This window comes from Kurthia gibsonii, assembly GCF_006539985.1.
GTDB lineage: Bacteria > Bacillota > Bacilli > Bacillales_A > Planococcaceae > Kurthia > Kurthia gibsonii.
Genome location: NZ_BJOB01000004.1, coordinates 16,236 through 32,600, shown reverse-complemented (window position 1 = coordinate 32,600; position 16,365 = coordinate 16,236). Strand labels below are relative to the sequence as shown.

Sequence of the window (16,365 nt, the reverse complement as noted above, 5' to 3'; positions counted from 1 at the left end):
TTTCCACACCTCCTATTTACGTAGTTTTGGATCGAGTGCATCACGCAAACCGTCACCGACTGCATTGAATGCAAAGATTGTTAATGAAATGAAAATTGCTGGGAAGATTAAACGCCAAGGTGCTGTATCAATCGCATTGTTCCCGTCTGATGCCATTGTTCCCCAACTTGCTTGTGGTTGTGGTACACCTAAACCGATATAACTCAAGAATGACTCTGTGAAGATGGCATTTGGAATTGTTAATGTCATCGTTACGATAATCGCACCAAGTGCATTTGGTACTAAGTGACGCATAATTAAATGCCCTGTACTTGCGCCAAGTGTGCGGGCAGCAAGAACATACTCTTGATTTTTAATAGATAATACTTCACCACGTACGATACGCGCCATGTTTACCCAACCTGTAATCGACAGTGCGATAATCATTGGTAGTAAACCTGGTTGTAAAACAACAAGTAAGATAATAACAACTAATAGATAAGGTACTGCTGTTAGTACATCTGCAATACGCATCATAATATCATCGACTTTTCCGCCTACAAGACCAGCGATTGAGCCCCATGCAACCCCGATAATTAAATCGATTACTGCTGCTGCCAGACCGATAAATAATGAAATACGTGCTCCGTACCAAATACGTGTAAATACATCACGACCTAAGTCATCTGTACCAAACCAGTTTTTTGCGCTAGGTGCTTCATTAAAGCGACCAAGAATTTCATCATATTTATAAGGTGATAACATCGGTGCAAAAATAGCCATTAAAGCAATAATCGCAATGACAATCATCCCTACTACTGCAAGCTTATTATGAGAGAAGCGAATCCATACTTCTTTCCAGAACGATACCGACTTATCGGCTAAGCGTTCACTTTTCTTTTCATCTACACCGACAATTTTGAATTTTTCTTTTGGAATTGGTTGTGTCATGATTTTTTCGCTCCTTTCAGCTTGATACGTGGATCGATGAATCCGTATAAAATATCAACAATTAATACACCAAGTAATAAGATGATTGAATAGAATACTGTCGTACCCATAATAACTGTGTAATCACGGTTTGTAATCGATGTTACGAAATACTTACCTAATCCTGGAATCGCAAAGATTTGTTCCACGATGAAACTACCAGTGATAACCCCTGCAAATAATGGTCCTAAGTACGTAACAACAGGTAATAATGCATTACGAAGTGTATGTTTGAATACTGTTGTCCATTTACCAAGCCCTTTTGCACGCGCCATTTTCACATATTCAGAATGATTTTGTTCTAACATACTAGAACGTGTTAATTTTGCGATGAAGCCCATATGCGTAATGGCAATTGAGAGGGCTGGTAATATACTATATGCAAAGCCATTCCATCCACTAATCGGTAACCAACCTGCTTTTAAACCGACAAAGTATTGTAAAAGGCCTGCCAAGATAAAGGATGGGACGGATATACCGAGTACGGCAATTGTCGTACCGAGGTAATCTGGGAATTTATTATGATAGAGTGCTGTGACAACCCCGATTAAGACACCAAGTCCTACTGCAAGTAACATCGCTTCTACTCCAAGTGTTAAAGATACTGGGAAACTTTCCGCGATCATATCGTTTGTTGAACGATCCTTATACTTCATTGATTGACCGAAGTCGAATTGTGCTGTTGAAATTAAATAATCTTTATATTGGATATACCATGGATTGTCTAAGCCGTATTCAGCATTCATTGCTTTTTCAATCTCAGGTGGTAAACTCTTCTCACTCGCAAACGGGCTACCCGGTGCGATACGCATTAAGAAGAATGTAATTGTTACAATTACGAATAATGCCACTAAAATATATCCAAGACGTTTTAAAATATACTTTAACATGTTATAGCCTCCCCTTATTTCTTAATTAAAAGATGGGCTGTTCAGAAGTTAACACTCCTAAGCAGCCCCAGTATGGTGTTCATCTGTCACCATACGCACTGACCTTACATTATGTCACTCACTTACAGACATAGCCCCTATTCCATGCCCCCATAAAACCTTTGTGTTATTACCATGATCAGCAGTTGTTATACACAATGAACAATGTATTCGCATCATTGCCACTCGATTCACCCCATGCGACCAACTTGATAATCAAAATTATTATCTTTGATTATTCACGTATGTTTACTACTCTCTTTTTTCTATACTTCTGTTGAAAATGTACTACGTTCATCTACGTTTCGTTTATGTAAAAAATATCCGTCTCTATAGATATGTAGAAGTTGTACAACTAACTTGTATAAAGTAAGTGAATAAAAAGAATAGAACCATTCGCAAATAGCATGTTATTACTATAGCAAAACAATTTTAAGAAAAAAAGAAGTTGAAAGAATATTTTCAACTTGCACATAATTATATCTTTTCTAAATTAACATACTTATTTATCCAATTCTAATTTCTCTTGCATTTTTATTAGAAAAAAGAGTTCAAAATCGTCAAATAAATAATAAATATACTATGAAATAATTATTTATAAATATTTAATTATTCAGACTAATGTTGTATGGATTAAAAATAGTTCGTACACTAATTCGTTAAAGTATTGATTTTTTAGTGTAATTTGTGTCTTTTTATCTATTTTTAAACTATAAGAATATTTTAAAAATTCGTATTTTCTTAAATAATTGATTTCTCGCACAATTTCTAAGAAAAATGCTTTTTTTAGCACATTTTATTCTTTTTATATGTTTTTTTAGTTTTTTCAATATAGTAAGACTTCGAAATATCAAAAAAACAAAAAAAGACTCTATACTTTTAATATAAAGTCTTTTTTAAAAAGTAAAAGATATTTTAGGTAAGCACTTTTTCACTTCAGCAAGCAAAAGTGGTTGGTTTTCACACAAATCGAGGCGAATATATAAACTCCGTAAAAGAGACTTGCAATTTTTATACAAATTCCAATAGTTTATATGTGTCATCTTTTCTTTTTGTCCTTCTAAAAATGCAGGTACTCTTTCTAAAAAATCAATGATTTTTTGCTCTGAAAAGTCTTTTTCTAACAGTAATTGAATAAAGTCTACTGTTATTTCTTCTTCATCATACTGATAGATTATCTGTGCTGTAAAAATCTTATTCATAACTGTTTGAAAAATCTGCGTATATTCTGCTGGATCTAGACGAGTATTTTGAACAATTGCATACAATGCTTCTAGACTAAAAAGAACACTATTCACCCATCCCATATCCTCCGTATAAAAACGATAATCTTGTTCAAGATTAGTGTAGAGAATCACTTCTCTTTTAAGCAAATCAAATGTGTCATGTGATAAAAAAACATCTTTTACATCTCTCTCTACTAATTCTTTAATAACATACATCGAAAATGCACGAGTCATTTTATAACGTGTAACAGTATCCCCAATTTCTTTATATAAATGTTCTTCATCGACACATTTTTTGGCTAATGCTTCTAAGGCCGATTCTGTTAGATGATATTGAACCATCTCTGACAAGAGGGGTTCTATTAACTTCTCTTTCAATTCAATATCGGTTGTTTGTATATGATCAAACATCTCTCGAACAACGTTATTAACATCTACTTCATTCCATTCAATATCTTGTTGTTGAATTTGGATTAAGTAAGATTTCAAACTTTCTTCTGTCATGCGCGATCCCTCCCACTTTTTCGTAGGATTCAAACTACGATTTGAGTCATAACACTTTATACCTTAATAAATATTGGATTAAACACCACGTTATGACATTCTATTGAAAAGAAATTTGTTGTAAACACTTTTGAAGTGATTTTTCCGGTCTATTTAAAGCTTCTTCTATTGTTATTTCTTTCGTGATAATTTCATGTATTTCATCAAAGTAAATAGCGAGCATATCTTTATTTTCAACTTTTCCAGAAATCAACATCGTCTTTTTATTTTGTAGCTTTGTTTGATATGCAATTTGAAAAGGAGCTTTACCTTCCAATGTTTGTCGATCTGTTTTTCCCTCTCCTGTAATGACCCAATCTGCTTGTTGAAGATGTTGCTTGAATTGCTGTTCCTTCAATACAATCTCTGCACCTGATACCATTGTTGTATTGAAGAAAGCTAATAACGCTGCCCCAATACCTCCTGCTGCACCTGCTCCTTGTTCATTCATGACACTTTTTTTCGTTTTACGTTCATATAAGCGACCCACATGATTCATATATGCATCATATTCTTCGAAATCTTCTTTTGATAATCCTTTTTGCTCCGAAAAAACATACGTTGCTCCTTGTTCACCACATAAAGGGTTGGTTACATCGGATGCAATCGTTACATGAAGCTCTGTTGGTACATGCATCTGGCTCGTATCAACTGTATCAATGTCATGTAGCTTAGGAATTTCCAAATTTTCACCTTGCGCGTTATAAAACTTTGCACCTAGTGCGGCAAGCATACCTGCTCCTCCATCATTTGTTGCACTCCCACCAATACCAATCACAATTTCGCTTAACCCCTTTTCAAGTGCTAAATGTATCAGTTGCCCAACACCATATGTCGTTGTGATTTTAGGATTTAATTGCGTGGCTGAAAGTAGCATTACACCTGCACACTGCGCCATCTCAATAATCATTTTTCCATCTTTTATGCCGTACATAACTTCTATTGGCTCGGCTATTGTATTCAGTACAGTATGGTGAAATCGTTCTTCCTCTGAAGTCATCGCTTCTAAAAAGCCTTCTCCTCCATCTGACATAATCATCTTTTTTACTTCATGTTGTGGATTTTGTTTTATAATCTCTTGTTCAATTATGTTAGCAACTTCTTGTGAACCCAACGTTCCTTTAAATGAATCAGGTACAACTAAATAATAGCTCATATCCATTCCCCCTATTTTGTCATATCTCTATCGTATCGAAAGAAGATTTAAAAAAGCAAAAATTAAAAAGAAGCCATAACATTTGTTATCACTTCTTTTCGATTCTATTTAATTTTCACACCATACATGTCATTTAAAAGTTCAATCTTCTTATTAATTGAATCTTCATACGTCATAATATAGGCGGCTGGCTCTTTTGGATTATGGTACTGTTCAATCTTACCTGTGTCAGCATGAACAAACTTGCTTGAAGCACCACAACCGAGACCAATGATAGTTTGAACCTCTTCCATAATGGCTATATTGTATATACTTTCTTCTCCAGGCTTAGAATAGCCTATATTTTCTAAGTTACCAACGATATTTTTTTGTCTATACAAATAGTATGGTACATAATTATTTTCAGCTGTCCATTCTTTTGCACGATTCATCATCTTCTCAGCTGTTTGACGATCTGCTACTTTGTAACGATCACGATTATGTGTCATTTCAGAAGCACGTTTGAATGATAGTGTATGAACAGTTAATGATTCTGGCTGCATTTTCGCTGTTTCTTCAATAGAATGTTCAAACTCCTCCATTCCCTCATTTGGTAATCCAATAATTAAATCCATATTAATATTACTCATTCCCTCTTTACGAGCTAACCAGAATTTATCAATCGTTTCTTGTACAGTATGATGGCGACCAATTGCTTTTAATGTTTCGTCTGTATAAGATTGTGGATTTACACTAATACGGTCAATTCCCCATTTGCGAAGTACAGCTAATTTTTCTTCCGTAATTGTATCTGGTCTACCTGCTTCAACAGTTATTTCACGAATTGTTTCAGGATTTGGGAATGAACGATACATCGTCTCATATAGCGCATCCATTTCTTCTGCTTCAATTGAAGTCGGTGTTCCGCCGCCCCAATAGACTGATGTAATCTTCATATTATTTTCAGTCAGCCACTGTCCCATTCGTTCAATCTCAATATGCAAACCATCTAAAAAAGTGGCTACGCGACCTTTTTTACGGTTACTTTGAATTGCATAAGCAGGGAATGTACAATAGGCACATTTTGTCGGGCAAAACGGAATACCAATATAGATACTCACTTCATTACCAATTGTATCTAAATCAGGAATTGTCACTAGTTGTCTTTCTACAATTTTTTCCATTAAATCTACTTTTTCATTTGATAATCTAAATTCTGTCGCTAGTTTGTTTCTTATTTCCTCTTTAGATAGACCATTTCTCCTAAATTTGTGATACAATTTGGTCGGACGCACCCCTGTAAGGATACCCCACTTCTGATAAATTTTTGTCATTTTTTCAAGGTTTTCTAATAAAACGTGCGAAACCGCTCGCTTCAAGCGGATATTCACACCACGTTTATCTGCATCTTCTTCATATTTTTGGGTGAATTCACTTACAAACTGTTTATTATCAACTACTAATATTGATGTTACAGAAACCGTGAAGTCCTCCGAAATATCATACATAAACGATACATGGACATCTGCTAATTCATTTTTTGTTGTTACTTTAGAATCCTCAAAGAATAAATTACAAATATGCGTAATAACACGAATCCAATCTTGTGGATACGTTTGATCTAGAGCAATCAATTTCATTTATTTTGCACTTCTTTCTTTTTAATTATTTACATACTTTTATTACACAAAAGGAGCTGATGATTCATGCCAAAATTCACAAGGAAATCAATCACACATCAACTAGAGGATTGTATGGCAAAAGAAACACCATATGTTCTTATCGCTTCAGATTTAAATCATTCAATTCAAACACAAATTCAAATGATTCAACTGACAGTCGATGACCTAGCTATTTTACGCGTTATGCGCCCTATCGTACAAGACAATATCGATTATATTGTAGCAAACTTTTATGATAATCTCGAAAAGGAACCTTCGCTAGGTAGAATCATACGTGATCATAGTACAATCACACGCTTACAACAAACATTAAAAAAGCATATTATCGAAATGTTTGATGGTGTTATTAACGAGAATTTTTTACAAAAGCGTTATCGAATTGCTACCGTACACTCGCACATTGGCTTGGAACCAAAATGGTATATGAGTACTTTCCAAGACTTATTAAATTATTTTTCAAATTTGGTACAAACAACATTGTACCCATCTGAAGAACAATTTAAAATGTTAATAGCTGTTTCTAAAATTTTAAACTTTGAACAACAAATAGTTTTAGAATCATATGAAATTCATCATCAAGAAGAATCAAGAAGAATTAAAACAAGAAAATAATCGTCAAGCTGAGATGATGAGCGCAATACGCGATAACTCCGTTTCATTAAGTGAAATGACACATCAAACTAATAACGATTTAATTCATATGATGACGGTACTAAGTCAACTTGAAGAACTTTCAAGTAATAACTCCGCACTAGCTGAAGAAGTGCGTGAAGCTGCTATTAAAGAGCAAGAACAATTGAAAGAAACAGAGCAAAATTCTGAGCAGCTACAAGAAACGATGCATACGATTCAAGAGAGTGTTAATCAACTTCACACATTGAATAAAAAAGTGTCGTCCATCGCACAAATGATTACACAAATTGCAAATCAAACAAATCTACTTGCATTGAATGCTTCTATTGAAGCAGCACGCGCTGGCGAACATGGGCGTGGATTTGCAGTTGTTGCTGAAGAAGTGAGAAAACTAGCTGAAAGTACAAAAGTGTCGCTTAGTGAGGTCGATCAAATTTTATCTGAATCCTACGACAAGACCGAAAATATTTCTGAAATTTCTAAAAAATTACAATCGTTAATTCATCAGTCGAGTGAAAAAGTAATGGCAACAGGTAGTTCATTCTGTAATATTGTCGATTATATGCATCAATTAACGGAACGAAACGATCACCTATTCCAAAGTGTTTCTGATTTAACGGCGAGCGTGAATTCCATTCAACAAAACTCTGAACGTATTCATCAATCTTCTGAAGATTTAGCTGGTATGTAATTTTAAAAATCAGGACAGGACACTTCCCATTTTAGCGTTCGCAACGAAAAACTGGAATCGCGCCACAGCGCGATTCCAGTTTTTCTTATACTCATATGGGATGAAGTTTTTACACGTATGACCCATCACGATTTCTATATTCATTATTCTGCGTCTGGAATACTGTCGTATAGAGCTTGTACAGGTTTAATAATAACGCTTGTAATTTCATTAATTACGGCACTTACTTCCATCTCAGCTAATAGCATTGCATTGATTTTTTCGTTTTGTTGTGCTAATTGAGCTGTTTTTTGAGCGTATTGTAATTCTTCTTCTGATAATTCTTCACCACTCGCTTGTTTTTCTTGTAATGTTAATTGCATTTTACGGAAGTTTGAGAATAGCGCTACTGCATCAGCATCTTTCTTCACTTCTTCAATTGTAAATTCAAGTGCTTTGAATTGTTCTGTTTTACGGAATGTTGCTTCTAATTTGTTTAAGTCGTCATAAATATTAACCATGTGTAAAAACTCCTTTGTATTTAAAATGCGACAGCGATAATCCCTTGCACGACACCAATGATTCCACCAAGTAAAAATCCTAGTACGGTAATCATTTTAAATTCGCGCTTTGAGATCCCAAGTACTAAATCTTCAAGTGTTTCTACCGGGAATTTATCGACTTGTTCTCTTACAACATTCTCTAAATCCATACGCGATAAAATATCTTCTAATTTATTTTCTACTTGTGTAAAGGTTGTCTCAACTAATTTTGGATATACATTGTCCTGTAACCATTTTGCACCATCTGGTAAGTAATGTACAAGCGGTAAGTCTAAACGATCTCGAATTGCTAATTGTTCACGTGCATATTTTTGAATGCGTTCCGTTGTAGAAGTGAAATCTAAATCACCTAATAATTGCGGAACTGTTTGAACTTGTAACTTATCCCACTCTTTTTGAAGTAAATTATTAAGCACATGGAATGTCGAATCCGAGCTTAAAAACTTCTTCACTTCTCTTTGAAGCATAGGCACAAGTGATGAACCATCACCAATAAACATCTGAATCATACCACCGAATGTTCCTTTTGAGCTTAGGAAACCGTCAATTAAGCCTTTAATTGCCTGTTCTCCCTCAACTGTATCAAAGTATTGATCGCCTTTATTCAAAATGTAACGTGAAATTTCTGGAATTTTTGATTCTGCACGTTCTTTCCAACTAGCTGGTAGTAACTGTTCAACTGTCTGTGTAGCTAATACATTTTGTACTTGATTTACTTGTTGAACGATTAAATCATCTAATTTTTTCTCAATCATTTCTGGTGCATGTGAAAGTCCTGCTTGATCTAACCACTGCTGCAGTGTTTTTTCTTCTGTGAAAATTTTCTCTGTCGTTTGTTGCCCTAACCATTCTAAAACTTTTTCGCGCATCGCCGCATTGAAAAACTTTGCTCGGAATGTGTCTGGCGTTAATAAATATTTTACAACTGTTTTTCCAAGTTGCTTCGCTAATTCATCTCGTCTACGTGGAATCAATCCAGGCGTAAATGGTAGTCGTTTTCCCCAGATATAAACTGGATTATGTGGACGAAACAACATTTTAATCGCTAAATGATTTGTCACACCACCGATTAATGAACCAATAACAACCATGAATAGAATTGTAATGACCGTATTCATGTAATCCACCCTTTTCTTTAAACTATCGTTATTATAACAGAGGATACTTTGTTCGGAAAATGAATCGTTTAGAAGTTTTAATTCGCTTTCCCTCCCTCATTCTGTTTATACTGAAAAAAAGGGGGATGAATGATGATTCAACATTTTACATTTGAACGATTATACGCAGGAGAAATGCCTGGTTGGCGTCTTTCTTTCTATTATAACAGAGAAAAGGTGACTGCTCTTTATCATGGAGATGGTGAAATTGAAATCGTGCAACCACAATCTTTTATCATTACTGAACAATTAAAAAAAGATATACATGAATTAATGGTCTTTCATGTATATGACCATTAAATAAAAAAGCAAACGAATCGATTTTCAACCGTTTCGTTTGCTTTTCGTTCATTATAAACTATGCTGTTTATTCCCAGACTGTAATTCATACATTTGACTATAGCGTCCGCCTAGTGCAAGTAATTCATCATGCTTTCCACGTTCTACAATCTCCCCTGCATCTAATACTAAAATTTGATCGGCATTTTTAATTGTTGAAAGACGGTGCGCAATGATGAATGTTGTACGACCTTTTTTCAAAACATCCATCGCATGTTGAATAATTTCCTCTGTTTCCGAGTCAATATTTGACGTTGCTTCATCTAAAATGAGAATGGCTGGGTCAAATGCAAGCGCACGTGCAAATGATACAAGTTGGCGCTGCCCAGCAGATAGTGTACTACCACGCTCGATTACAGGTTCATCTAAACCTTTTGGTAGATTTTTTAGTACACGTTCCCCACCAACCGCAACTAACGCATCTTCTATTTGTTTTCTTGTAATGCGTGCATCATTCAAACTAATATTGGATGCGATTGTTCCTGTAAATAAATACGGGTCTTGTAGTACGATCCCCATATGCTGACGAACGGTTTGTCTCGCATGATTTTCGATATTTTCACCATCAATTTTGATCGTTCCTTTTGAAGCATCATAATAACGGAATAAAAGATTGATAATCGACGACTTTCCCGAACCTGTATGTCCAACTAGAGCAACTGTTTCTCCTGGCTTAGCATCAATTGAAATGTCTTTTAATACATATTCTTCATTTTTATAAGCAAACCATACATGTTCGAACTGTACATGACCTTTATAACGTGCAATTTTCTCATCGCTAACCTCTTCACCACTATAGTCTAGTAATTCAAATACACGTGTCGCTGCAACATTCGCACGCTCTAATCGCGAGAATTGATCGACGATTTGCATGATTGGGTTCATTAAACGTGTAATGTACTCGACGAAGGCATATAAAATACCAACAGATGCAATCGATGTACCTGTTACTTCAAGTGAACCAAAGTACCAAACGAATGCAATGAGAATGATACTACGAACAACACCGACTAAATTGTGTGATGTAGCAGAATCTAAAAATAATAACTTATTATTGTAGCGAAAATGTTCATCATTAATTTGATTGAACTCATTCTTCATATTCTTCTCTTGCCCATATGCTTGAATAATCGTCATACCATTCATTGATTCATTCAACATACCATTTAAGTCAGATAGTCTTGAACGAATCGCATGATTATATTTCGAAGCATATTTACGGTACACAATCGACCATACAATGAGGATTGGGACAACGATTAATGCGAAGAAGCCCATCCATGTGTTTAAAGAGAACATGATAATAAAAATCCCGATTAATGTCATAAAACTTGCGGCAAATTGTGAGACAACAGTTACGAACAACTCACGAATTGCTTCAGTATCATTTGTAATACGCGACACAACTTTCCCAGCAGGTAGTCGGTCAAAATAGTTAATTGATAGACGTTGTAATTGACCATATACATCTTTACGCATTTTTTGGACAATGCGATTTGAACCGATTTGCAGCATATAAAACTGTGTATATCGGAAAATTGCAAAGATGACAATGGTTCCTAAATAAGCACCTAACATTAAATACAGTGGCTTTACTTCTAATCCAGATTCCGGCATGTTGGCAACGTAATTGTCTAAAATATATTTAATAATTAATGGACCTGATAAGTCAGCTCCAACTGATATAGCAAGTAGCACAAGTCCCCAAATCATCGGTTTCTTATAAAGTAGTGCATACTGCCATAATCGCTTACGAACGGGCATCTTATTCGCCCCCTTTTACTTGTTGTAATTTGAATTGTTCTTGGTACCAACCAGGTTGTCTAACCAATTCATCATGTGTACCATATTGAATAATTTCACCATCATCGACTACAATAATTTTTTCAGCATGTAAAATTGCTGATAATCGGTGGGTTACAATAATCGTTGTTTTATCTTTTCGTTCATTTTGAATATTGTCGATAATGCGACTCTCTGTTTTTGCATCCACTGCAGATAGTGAGTCATCTAAAATAAGAATTTCTGGATTACGAATAAATGCACGCGCAATCGAAATCCGTTGTTTTTGCCCACCTGATAACGAGATTCCTTTTTCTCCAACCATCGTATCTAAGCCTTCTGGCAGACGTTTTAAATCGTCTTCAAAGTTCGCCATACGAATTGCTCTAGCAATATCCTCTTCTGTTGCATCTGGCTTACCAAAGCGAATGTTATCACGAATTGTACGTGAGAATAGAATGTGACTTTGCGGTACATAGCCAATCCAATTCAGCACTTGCTCCTTATCTTGTAATTGAATCGCTTCATTCGCAATTTCTACGTCCCCTTCACCATGTGGATATTCACGCAATAACTGCTTCACAATCGTCGTTTTACCACTACCTGTCTTTCCGACAATACCAAGTGTTTCACCACGATTTAATTCAATGTTTACATTCTTTAAATTAAGCGATTTTGATAATGGATATTGGAAGCTTACATCGTTAAATCTAATTGTCGTTGGTGTTTGAACGACCTTCCTTTCTTTAGGATTCGGAACGTCTTCTTTTTCGTTCAATGTCTCACTCACACGATCCAATGAGGCATTCCCTTGTTGCATCGTATTGATTAATTCACCAATCGCCATCATTGGCCAAACAGCCATACCAAGATAGACGTTGAAAGCGACTAAACTTCCTACTGTAATATCGTTAATCGATACGAGATACGCACCGTATCCAAGTCCAATGACATAACTAAAGGCTGTAATGAATTTACTGACGGGCGCGAATAAACCATTTACACGAGATACACGTAAATTCTTTTCAACGACTTCTTCGGTCTTTTGTGCAAACTGCTTTTCCATTTCACGTTCTTGCACATAGGCACGAACAACTCGTACACCTTCGACTGCTTCTAGTACGCTATCATTTAATTCACCAAATGCGGCTTGAGAGATGGTATAACGTTTATGAATGAATTTGCCAATTTGTTGAAGTGCAATCGCCAATAATGGTAATGGTAATAATGCTGCAAGTGTTAATTTCCAAGAGGTAGTGACACCCATCATAATAATGATCGTTCCAAGATAAAGCGTAGAATCGAGTAACGTCATGATGCCAAAACCAGCTGTTTCAGATACAGCTTGTAAATCATTCGTCGAACGCGCCATTAAATCACCTGTTCGATTACGTTCGTAAAATGGTGGTCGCATCCTTAAGAAATGGTCCATTAATTTCATTCGTAAGTCTTTTTGTAATACATTTGCGCCACCAAATAATTGATACTGCCAAATAAAATTGACAATATATGCTGCAAATAATAAAGCAACAAGTGCCATGATATAATTCCATAACAATTCAGCTGTTAGTTCTTTTGTATGAATGGCATCAATCGTATTTCCAATAATTTTAGGTGGGATGACTTCGATGATATTCGCAATTGTTAATAAAATAACCGCGCTCGTGTACCTTCCCCAATTCTCTTTAAAAAACCATTTCAGTTTCGTAAATACAGAAAACATGTTTTCTCCTTCTTCCTTTTTACAAATTACCCCTTTAAAAAACAACAAAAAAAGGCGCACACCCTAAGGGCATGCGCCTATATTAGAGTATTGATGTGACACACCAATACAAATAAATACAAAATCGCTACATGTTGTCTTGTAAAGGTATGTGTCCATATGAATAGTTGTGTGTTACTGCAATTGTGTTTACTACTGTTAAGTTATTCATGTTTCATACCTCCGTTTTTTTATTTCACATTTCGTGTTTCTAAATACTAACATTTCGATTTCCGAATTGTCAACAATTTTTAGAAAAAAAGATTATTATCCTTTCTAGTCTTTACGTAAATATTATTTTTTTATGACGTTTTTTCTTTATACATACAACTTTCATCCCATAAAAGCAGTTTGATGGTTTGAATTTTTTCTAGTTCTATCTTATTATTAGAATACTGAACATTTTTAAACACACAGGAGGTGTACACTTTACTCTCCCCCTCATTTGGGCTAGGAGTAAAGGGATTCTTTGGAAATAGCCATACGGTTGACAGCATTCGCTGTCTTAATCGCCTGCTCTGCTTACTTTGTTGCAACGGAATTCTCCATTGTCAAAGTCAGAGCAACTCGAATTGATCAGCTAATCGCTGAAGGTAATAAAAAAGCTTTAAAAGCAAAAAAAGTTATATCTAGTTTAGATGAATATTTATCTGCATGTCAGTTAGGTATTACGATTACATCGCTTGGTTTAGGTTGGTTGGGTGAAGGTACAGTGAGCATGATTTTACGCCCTGTCTTTGATTTAATAAATCTAAATGGTAGTGTAACAACCATCGTATCCTTCATTGTGTCCTTCTCAATCGTCACATTTATTCACGTTGTAGTAGGTGAGCTTGCACCAAAGACACTTGCAATCCAAAAAGCAGAAGCTGTAGCTTTAACAACAGCACCATTTTTAATTCTATTCCATAATGTGATGTATCCATTTATTAAATTATTAAATTCATCTGCAAATGGTTTAGCTGCATTATTTGGTATTCGCAATTCAAATGATTCTGAAGTTGCTATGACGGAAGAAGAACTACGTATTATTTTATCTGACAGTTTAAAAGGTGGAGAAATTAATCAGTCCGAATATAAATATGTGGATAACATCTTCAACTTTGACGATCGTATCGCTAAAGAAGTTATGGTTCCACGTACTGAAATTGTTGGGATTGAAAAAGATCTAACACTAAAAGAAGTTTTTGAAGTAATGGGTGTCGAGCAATATACGCGTTACCCAATTATTGACGGCGATAAGGACCACGTCATCGGTCTTGTTAATATGAAACATCTATTAACAGCTTATATTCGAAATCCAAAAGAAAATGGAGCAAAACCTGTTACAGCATTCATGCGTCCTGTTATTCGCGTCTTTGAAACTGTTCCAATTAGTGATTTACTATTAAAAATCCAACGTGAACGTATTCATATGGCCATTTTAATGGACGAATATGGTGGAACATCAGGTCTTGTAACGATCGAAGATATCATCGAAGAAATTGTTGGTGATATTCGAGATGAGTTTGATGCAGATGAAATTTCAGAAATTCGTAAACTTGGGGATGGGCACTATATTGTAGATGCAAAAGTTTTATTAGAAGAAATTAATGACATTCTAAACATCGAAATTGAAGATGATGCTATCGATACAATCGGCGGTTGGTTTATGACTCGTCATTTTGATGCGAAGAAAGGCGACCGAGTCTCTGAACAAGGCTATGATTTTATCGTGCGTGAGTTAGAAGGTCACCACTTAATTTACTTAGAGATCATCAAACATCCTGAATTAGAAACAGAATCTGATTCAACACTACTTACACAAGAAATATAGTACGGGCGACGTTACATTAAAAAATGTAACGTCGCTTTCGTATCCCTAGATTTCTTTCAGGGAGGAAACATTGTGGACCCATATGAAAAGTTACGCAAAGGAGAAAAAGGGGCATGGCTTAGTATCATCACATATATCTTTCTCAGTTTCGCAAAATTAATTGTCGGTTACTTCGGTCATTCTGAAGCACTACAAGCAGATGGTCTGAATAACACGACCGATATTATTGCTTCTGTTGCTGTACTTATCGGCTTACGTATCTCACAAAAGCCACCAGATGCTGATCATGCTTACGGGCATATGCGCGCCGAAACCATTGCCTCACTCATTGCTTCATTTATTATGGCAGTTGTTGGTTTACAAGTATTATTTAATGCAATCAAAGGCTTTTTTGCTAATGAACATGAGCCACCCTCACTTTTAACAGCGATTGTGGCAATTATCTCAGGTGTTATCATGTGGGGCGTATACCTTTATAATATTCGACTGGCAAAAGAAATTAATAGCTCGGCCGTTAAAGCTGCTGCTTATGATAATCGTTCCGATGCATTTGTCAGCTTCGGTGCGGCAATTGGTATTTTTGCAGCGATTATTGGTTTCCCAATCATTGACTCGATTACTGCAGCCATTGTAGCTATAATTATTTTAAAAACAGCGTATGAGATTTTTGCTGAAAGTGTGTTAACGTTAACAGATGGATTTAATCAAACAGATATTGAGACGATTCGCACTACTGTTTCAGCAGTTGAAGGTGTTGTTGAATTGCGTGACGTTAAAGGACGTTATCATGGAAATATGGCTTTAATTGATGTAACTGTATCCGTTAATCCTTATTTAAATGTATGGGAAAGTCATGAAATTACGGAGAAAATTGAAGAAGCAATTCTTGAAATACTGCCTAGTTCTGTAGCGCTCGTTCATATCGAGCCTGAAGAATCTTTAAAAAGAAATTGACGAATTCTGTTAAAGTTGTTATGCTAGGTCTAACTTATAAAGGGAGCAGGTGAAGTATTATGATGAATAAATATGAGATTGCGACAACTTCGCACGTATTTGGTATGCATAAAACTTTTTCCTGCCATGTAGCGCTATAATTATGTTATAGCTCTCTTTCAATGTGCGGTTAGGTTTATTGCATCCATTACGGTGCAATAAACCT

14 protein-coding genes are annotated in these 16,365 nt (G+C 35.4%); 5 read left to right on the top strand and 9 right to left on the bottom strand.

The window, feature by feature from the left end; all coding sequences use genetic code 11:
* Positions 1 to 12: 12 nt before the first annotated feature.
* The 5 genes from KGI01_RS02020 to KGI01_RS02000 form a co-directional block, all read right to left on the bottom strand.
* Complete coding sequence (locus tag KGI01_RS02020; protein WP_068451039.1) at positions 13 to 930, bottom strand: ABC transporter permease; 918 nt, start codon at positions 928 to 930, stop codon at positions 13 to 15.
* Entirely contained in the window at positions 927 to 1,859 is a 933-nt protein-coding gene (locus KGI01_RS02015; RefSeq protein ID WP_068451036.1) for an ABC transporter permease, read from the bottom strand. Before KGI01_RS02015 ends, KGI01_RS02020 begins: the two co-directional genes overlap by 4 nt.
* A 935-nt stretch (positions 1,860 to 2,794) precedes the next feature.
* Positions 2,795 to 3,628, bottom strand: coding sequence for a DUF2785 domain-containing protein (locus KGI01_RS02010; RefSeq protein WP_141272838.1), 834 nt, complete (start codon positions 3,626 to 3,628; stop codon positions 2,795 to 2,797).
* Between the two features lie 100 nt (positions 3,629 to 3,728).
* Complete coding sequence (locus tag KGI01_RS02005; RefSeq protein WP_170214698.1) at positions 3,729 to 4,823, bottom strand: glycerate kinase family protein; 1,095 nt, start codon at positions 4,821 to 4,823, stop codon at positions 3,729 to 3,731.
* Between the two features lie 104 nt (positions 4,824 to 4,927).
* The gene (locus KGI01_RS02000; RefSeq protein WP_141272834.1) at positions 4,928 to 6,442 is read right to left on the bottom strand and encodes a coproporphyrinogen III oxidase; all 1,515 of its coding nucleotides are present in this window, start codon (positions 6,440 to 6,442) and stop codon (positions 4,928 to 4,930) included.
* Positions 6,443 to 6,508: 66 nt separating this feature from the next.
* Between KGI01_RS02000 and KGI01_RS01995 the strand changes: the two genes are divergently transcribed.
* Together KGI01_RS01995 and KGI01_RS01990 are read left to right on the top strand one after the other, a co-directional pair.
* A complete protein-coding gene (locus tag KGI01_RS01995) occupies positions 6,509 to 7,096 on the top strand; it encodes a protoglobin domain-containing protein (RefSeq protein ID WP_141272832.1) in 588 nt (195 codons plus the stop codon).
* Positions 7,047 to 7,808, top strand: a complete 762-nt coding sequence (locus tag KGI01_RS01990; RefSeq protein ID WP_141272830.1) for a methyl-accepting chemotaxis protein — start codon at positions 7,047 to 7,049, stop codon at positions 7,806 to 7,808. Before KGI01_RS01995 ends, KGI01_RS01990 begins: the two co-directional genes overlap by 50 nt.
* A 143-nt stretch (positions 7,809 to 7,951) precedes the next feature.
* Here the strand turns inward: KGI01_RS01990 and KGI01_RS01985 are convergent, their stop codons facing one another.
* Positions 7,952 to 8,308, bottom strand: a complete 357-nt coding sequence (locus KGI01_RS01985) for a YlbF family regulator (protein WP_141272828.1) — start codon at positions 8,306 to 8,308, stop codon at positions 7,952 to 7,954.
* A gap of 20 nt (positions 8,309 to 8,328) precedes the next feature.
* The gene (locus tag KGI01_RS01980; protein ID WP_141272826.1) at positions 8,329 to 9,468 is read right to left on the bottom strand and encodes a DUF445 domain-containing protein; all 1,140 of its coding nucleotides are present in this window, start codon (positions 9,466 to 9,468) and stop codon (positions 8,329 to 8,331) included.
* A 132-nt stretch (positions 9,469 to 9,600) separates the two neighbouring features.
* On the opposite strand from KGI01_RS01980, the gene KGI01_RS01975 reads away from it, so the two are divergent.
* Positions 9,601 to 9,807, top strand: a complete 207-nt coding sequence (locus KGI01_RS01975) for a DUF5342 family protein (RefSeq protein ID WP_068451017.1) — start codon at positions 9,601 to 9,603, stop codon at positions 9,805 to 9,807.
* Between the two features lie 51 nt (positions 9,808 to 9,858).
* On the opposite strand, the gene KGI01_RS01970 is transcribed toward KGI01_RS01975, so the two are convergent.
* Both KGI01_RS01970 and KGI01_RS01965 read right to left on the bottom strand, forming a co-directional pair.
* Positions 9,859 to 11,610 (bottom strand): ABC transporter ATP-binding protein, encoded by a 1,752-nt coding sequence (locus tag KGI01_RS01970; protein ID WP_141272824.1) that lies wholly within the window; start codon positions 11,608 to 11,610, stop codon positions 9,859 to 9,861.
* Position 11,611: 1 nt separating this feature from the next.
* Positions 11,612 to 13,351 (bottom strand): ABC transporter ATP-binding protein, encoded by a 1,740-nt coding sequence (locus KGI01_RS01965; protein WP_141272822.1) that lies wholly within the window; start codon positions 13,349 to 13,351, stop codon positions 11,612 to 11,614.
* Between the two features lie 508 nt (positions 13,352 to 13,859).
* Between KGI01_RS01965 and KGI01_RS01960 the strand changes: the two genes are divergently transcribed.
* Entirely contained in the window at positions 13,860 to 15,206 is a 1,347-nt protein-coding gene (locus tag KGI01_RS01960; protein WP_255314707.1) for a hemolysin family protein, read from the top strand.
* A gap of 72 nt (positions 15,207 to 15,278) precedes the next feature.
* Positions 15,279 to 16,160 (top strand): cation diffusion facilitator family transporter, encoded by an 882-nt coding sequence (locus KGI01_RS01955; protein ID WP_141272820.1) that lies wholly within the window; start codon positions 15,279 to 15,281, stop codon positions 16,158 to 16,160.
* Positions 16,161 to 16,365 lie beyond the last annotated feature (205 nt).

Coding starts and splice junctions, on each gene's coding strand:
- KGI01_RS02020 (WP_068451039.1), bottom strand. CDS start 930: ATGACACAACCAATTCCAAAAGAAAAATTCAAAATTGTCGGTGTAGAT.
- KGI01_RS02015 (WP_068451036.1), bottom strand. CDS start 1,859: ATGTTAAAGTATATTTTAAAACGTCTTGGATATATTTTAGTGGCATTA.
- KGI01_RS02010 (WP_141272838.1), bottom strand. CDS start 3,628: ATGACAGAAGAAAGTTTGAAATCTTACTTAATCCAAATTCAACAACAA.
- KGI01_RS02005 (WP_170214698.1), bottom strand. CDS start 4,823: ATGAGCTATTATTTAGTTGTACCTGATTCATTTAAAGGAACGTTGGGT.
- KGI01_RS02000 (WP_141272834.1), bottom strand. CDS start 6,442: ATGAAATTGATTGCTCTAGATCAAACGTATCCACAAGATTGGATTCGT.
- KGI01_RS01995 (WP_141272832.1), top strand. CDS start 6,509: ATGCCAAAATTCACAAGGAAATCAATCACACATCAACTAGAGGATTGT.
- KGI01_RS01990 (WP_141272830.1), top strand. CDS start 7,047: ATGAAATTCATCATCAAGAAGAATCAAGAAGAATTAAAACAAGAAAAT.
- KGI01_RS01985 (WP_141272828.1), bottom strand. CDS start 8,308: ATGGTTAATATTTATGACGACTTAAACAAATTAGAAGCAACATTCCGT.
- KGI01_RS01980 (WP_141272826.1), bottom strand. CDS start 9,468: ATGAATACGGTCATTACAATTCTATTCATGGTTGTTATTGGTTCATTA.
- KGI01_RS01975 (WP_068451017.1), top strand. CDS start 9,601: ATGATTCAACATTTTACATTTGAACGATTATACGCAGGAGAAATGCCT.
- KGI01_RS01970 (WP_141272824.1), bottom strand. CDS start 11,610: ATGCCCGTTCGTAAGCGATTATGGCAGTATGCACTACTTTATAAGAAA.
- KGI01_RS01965 (WP_141272822.1), bottom strand. CDS start 13,351: ATGTTTTCTGTATTTACGAAACTGAAATGGTTTTTTAAAGAGAATTGG.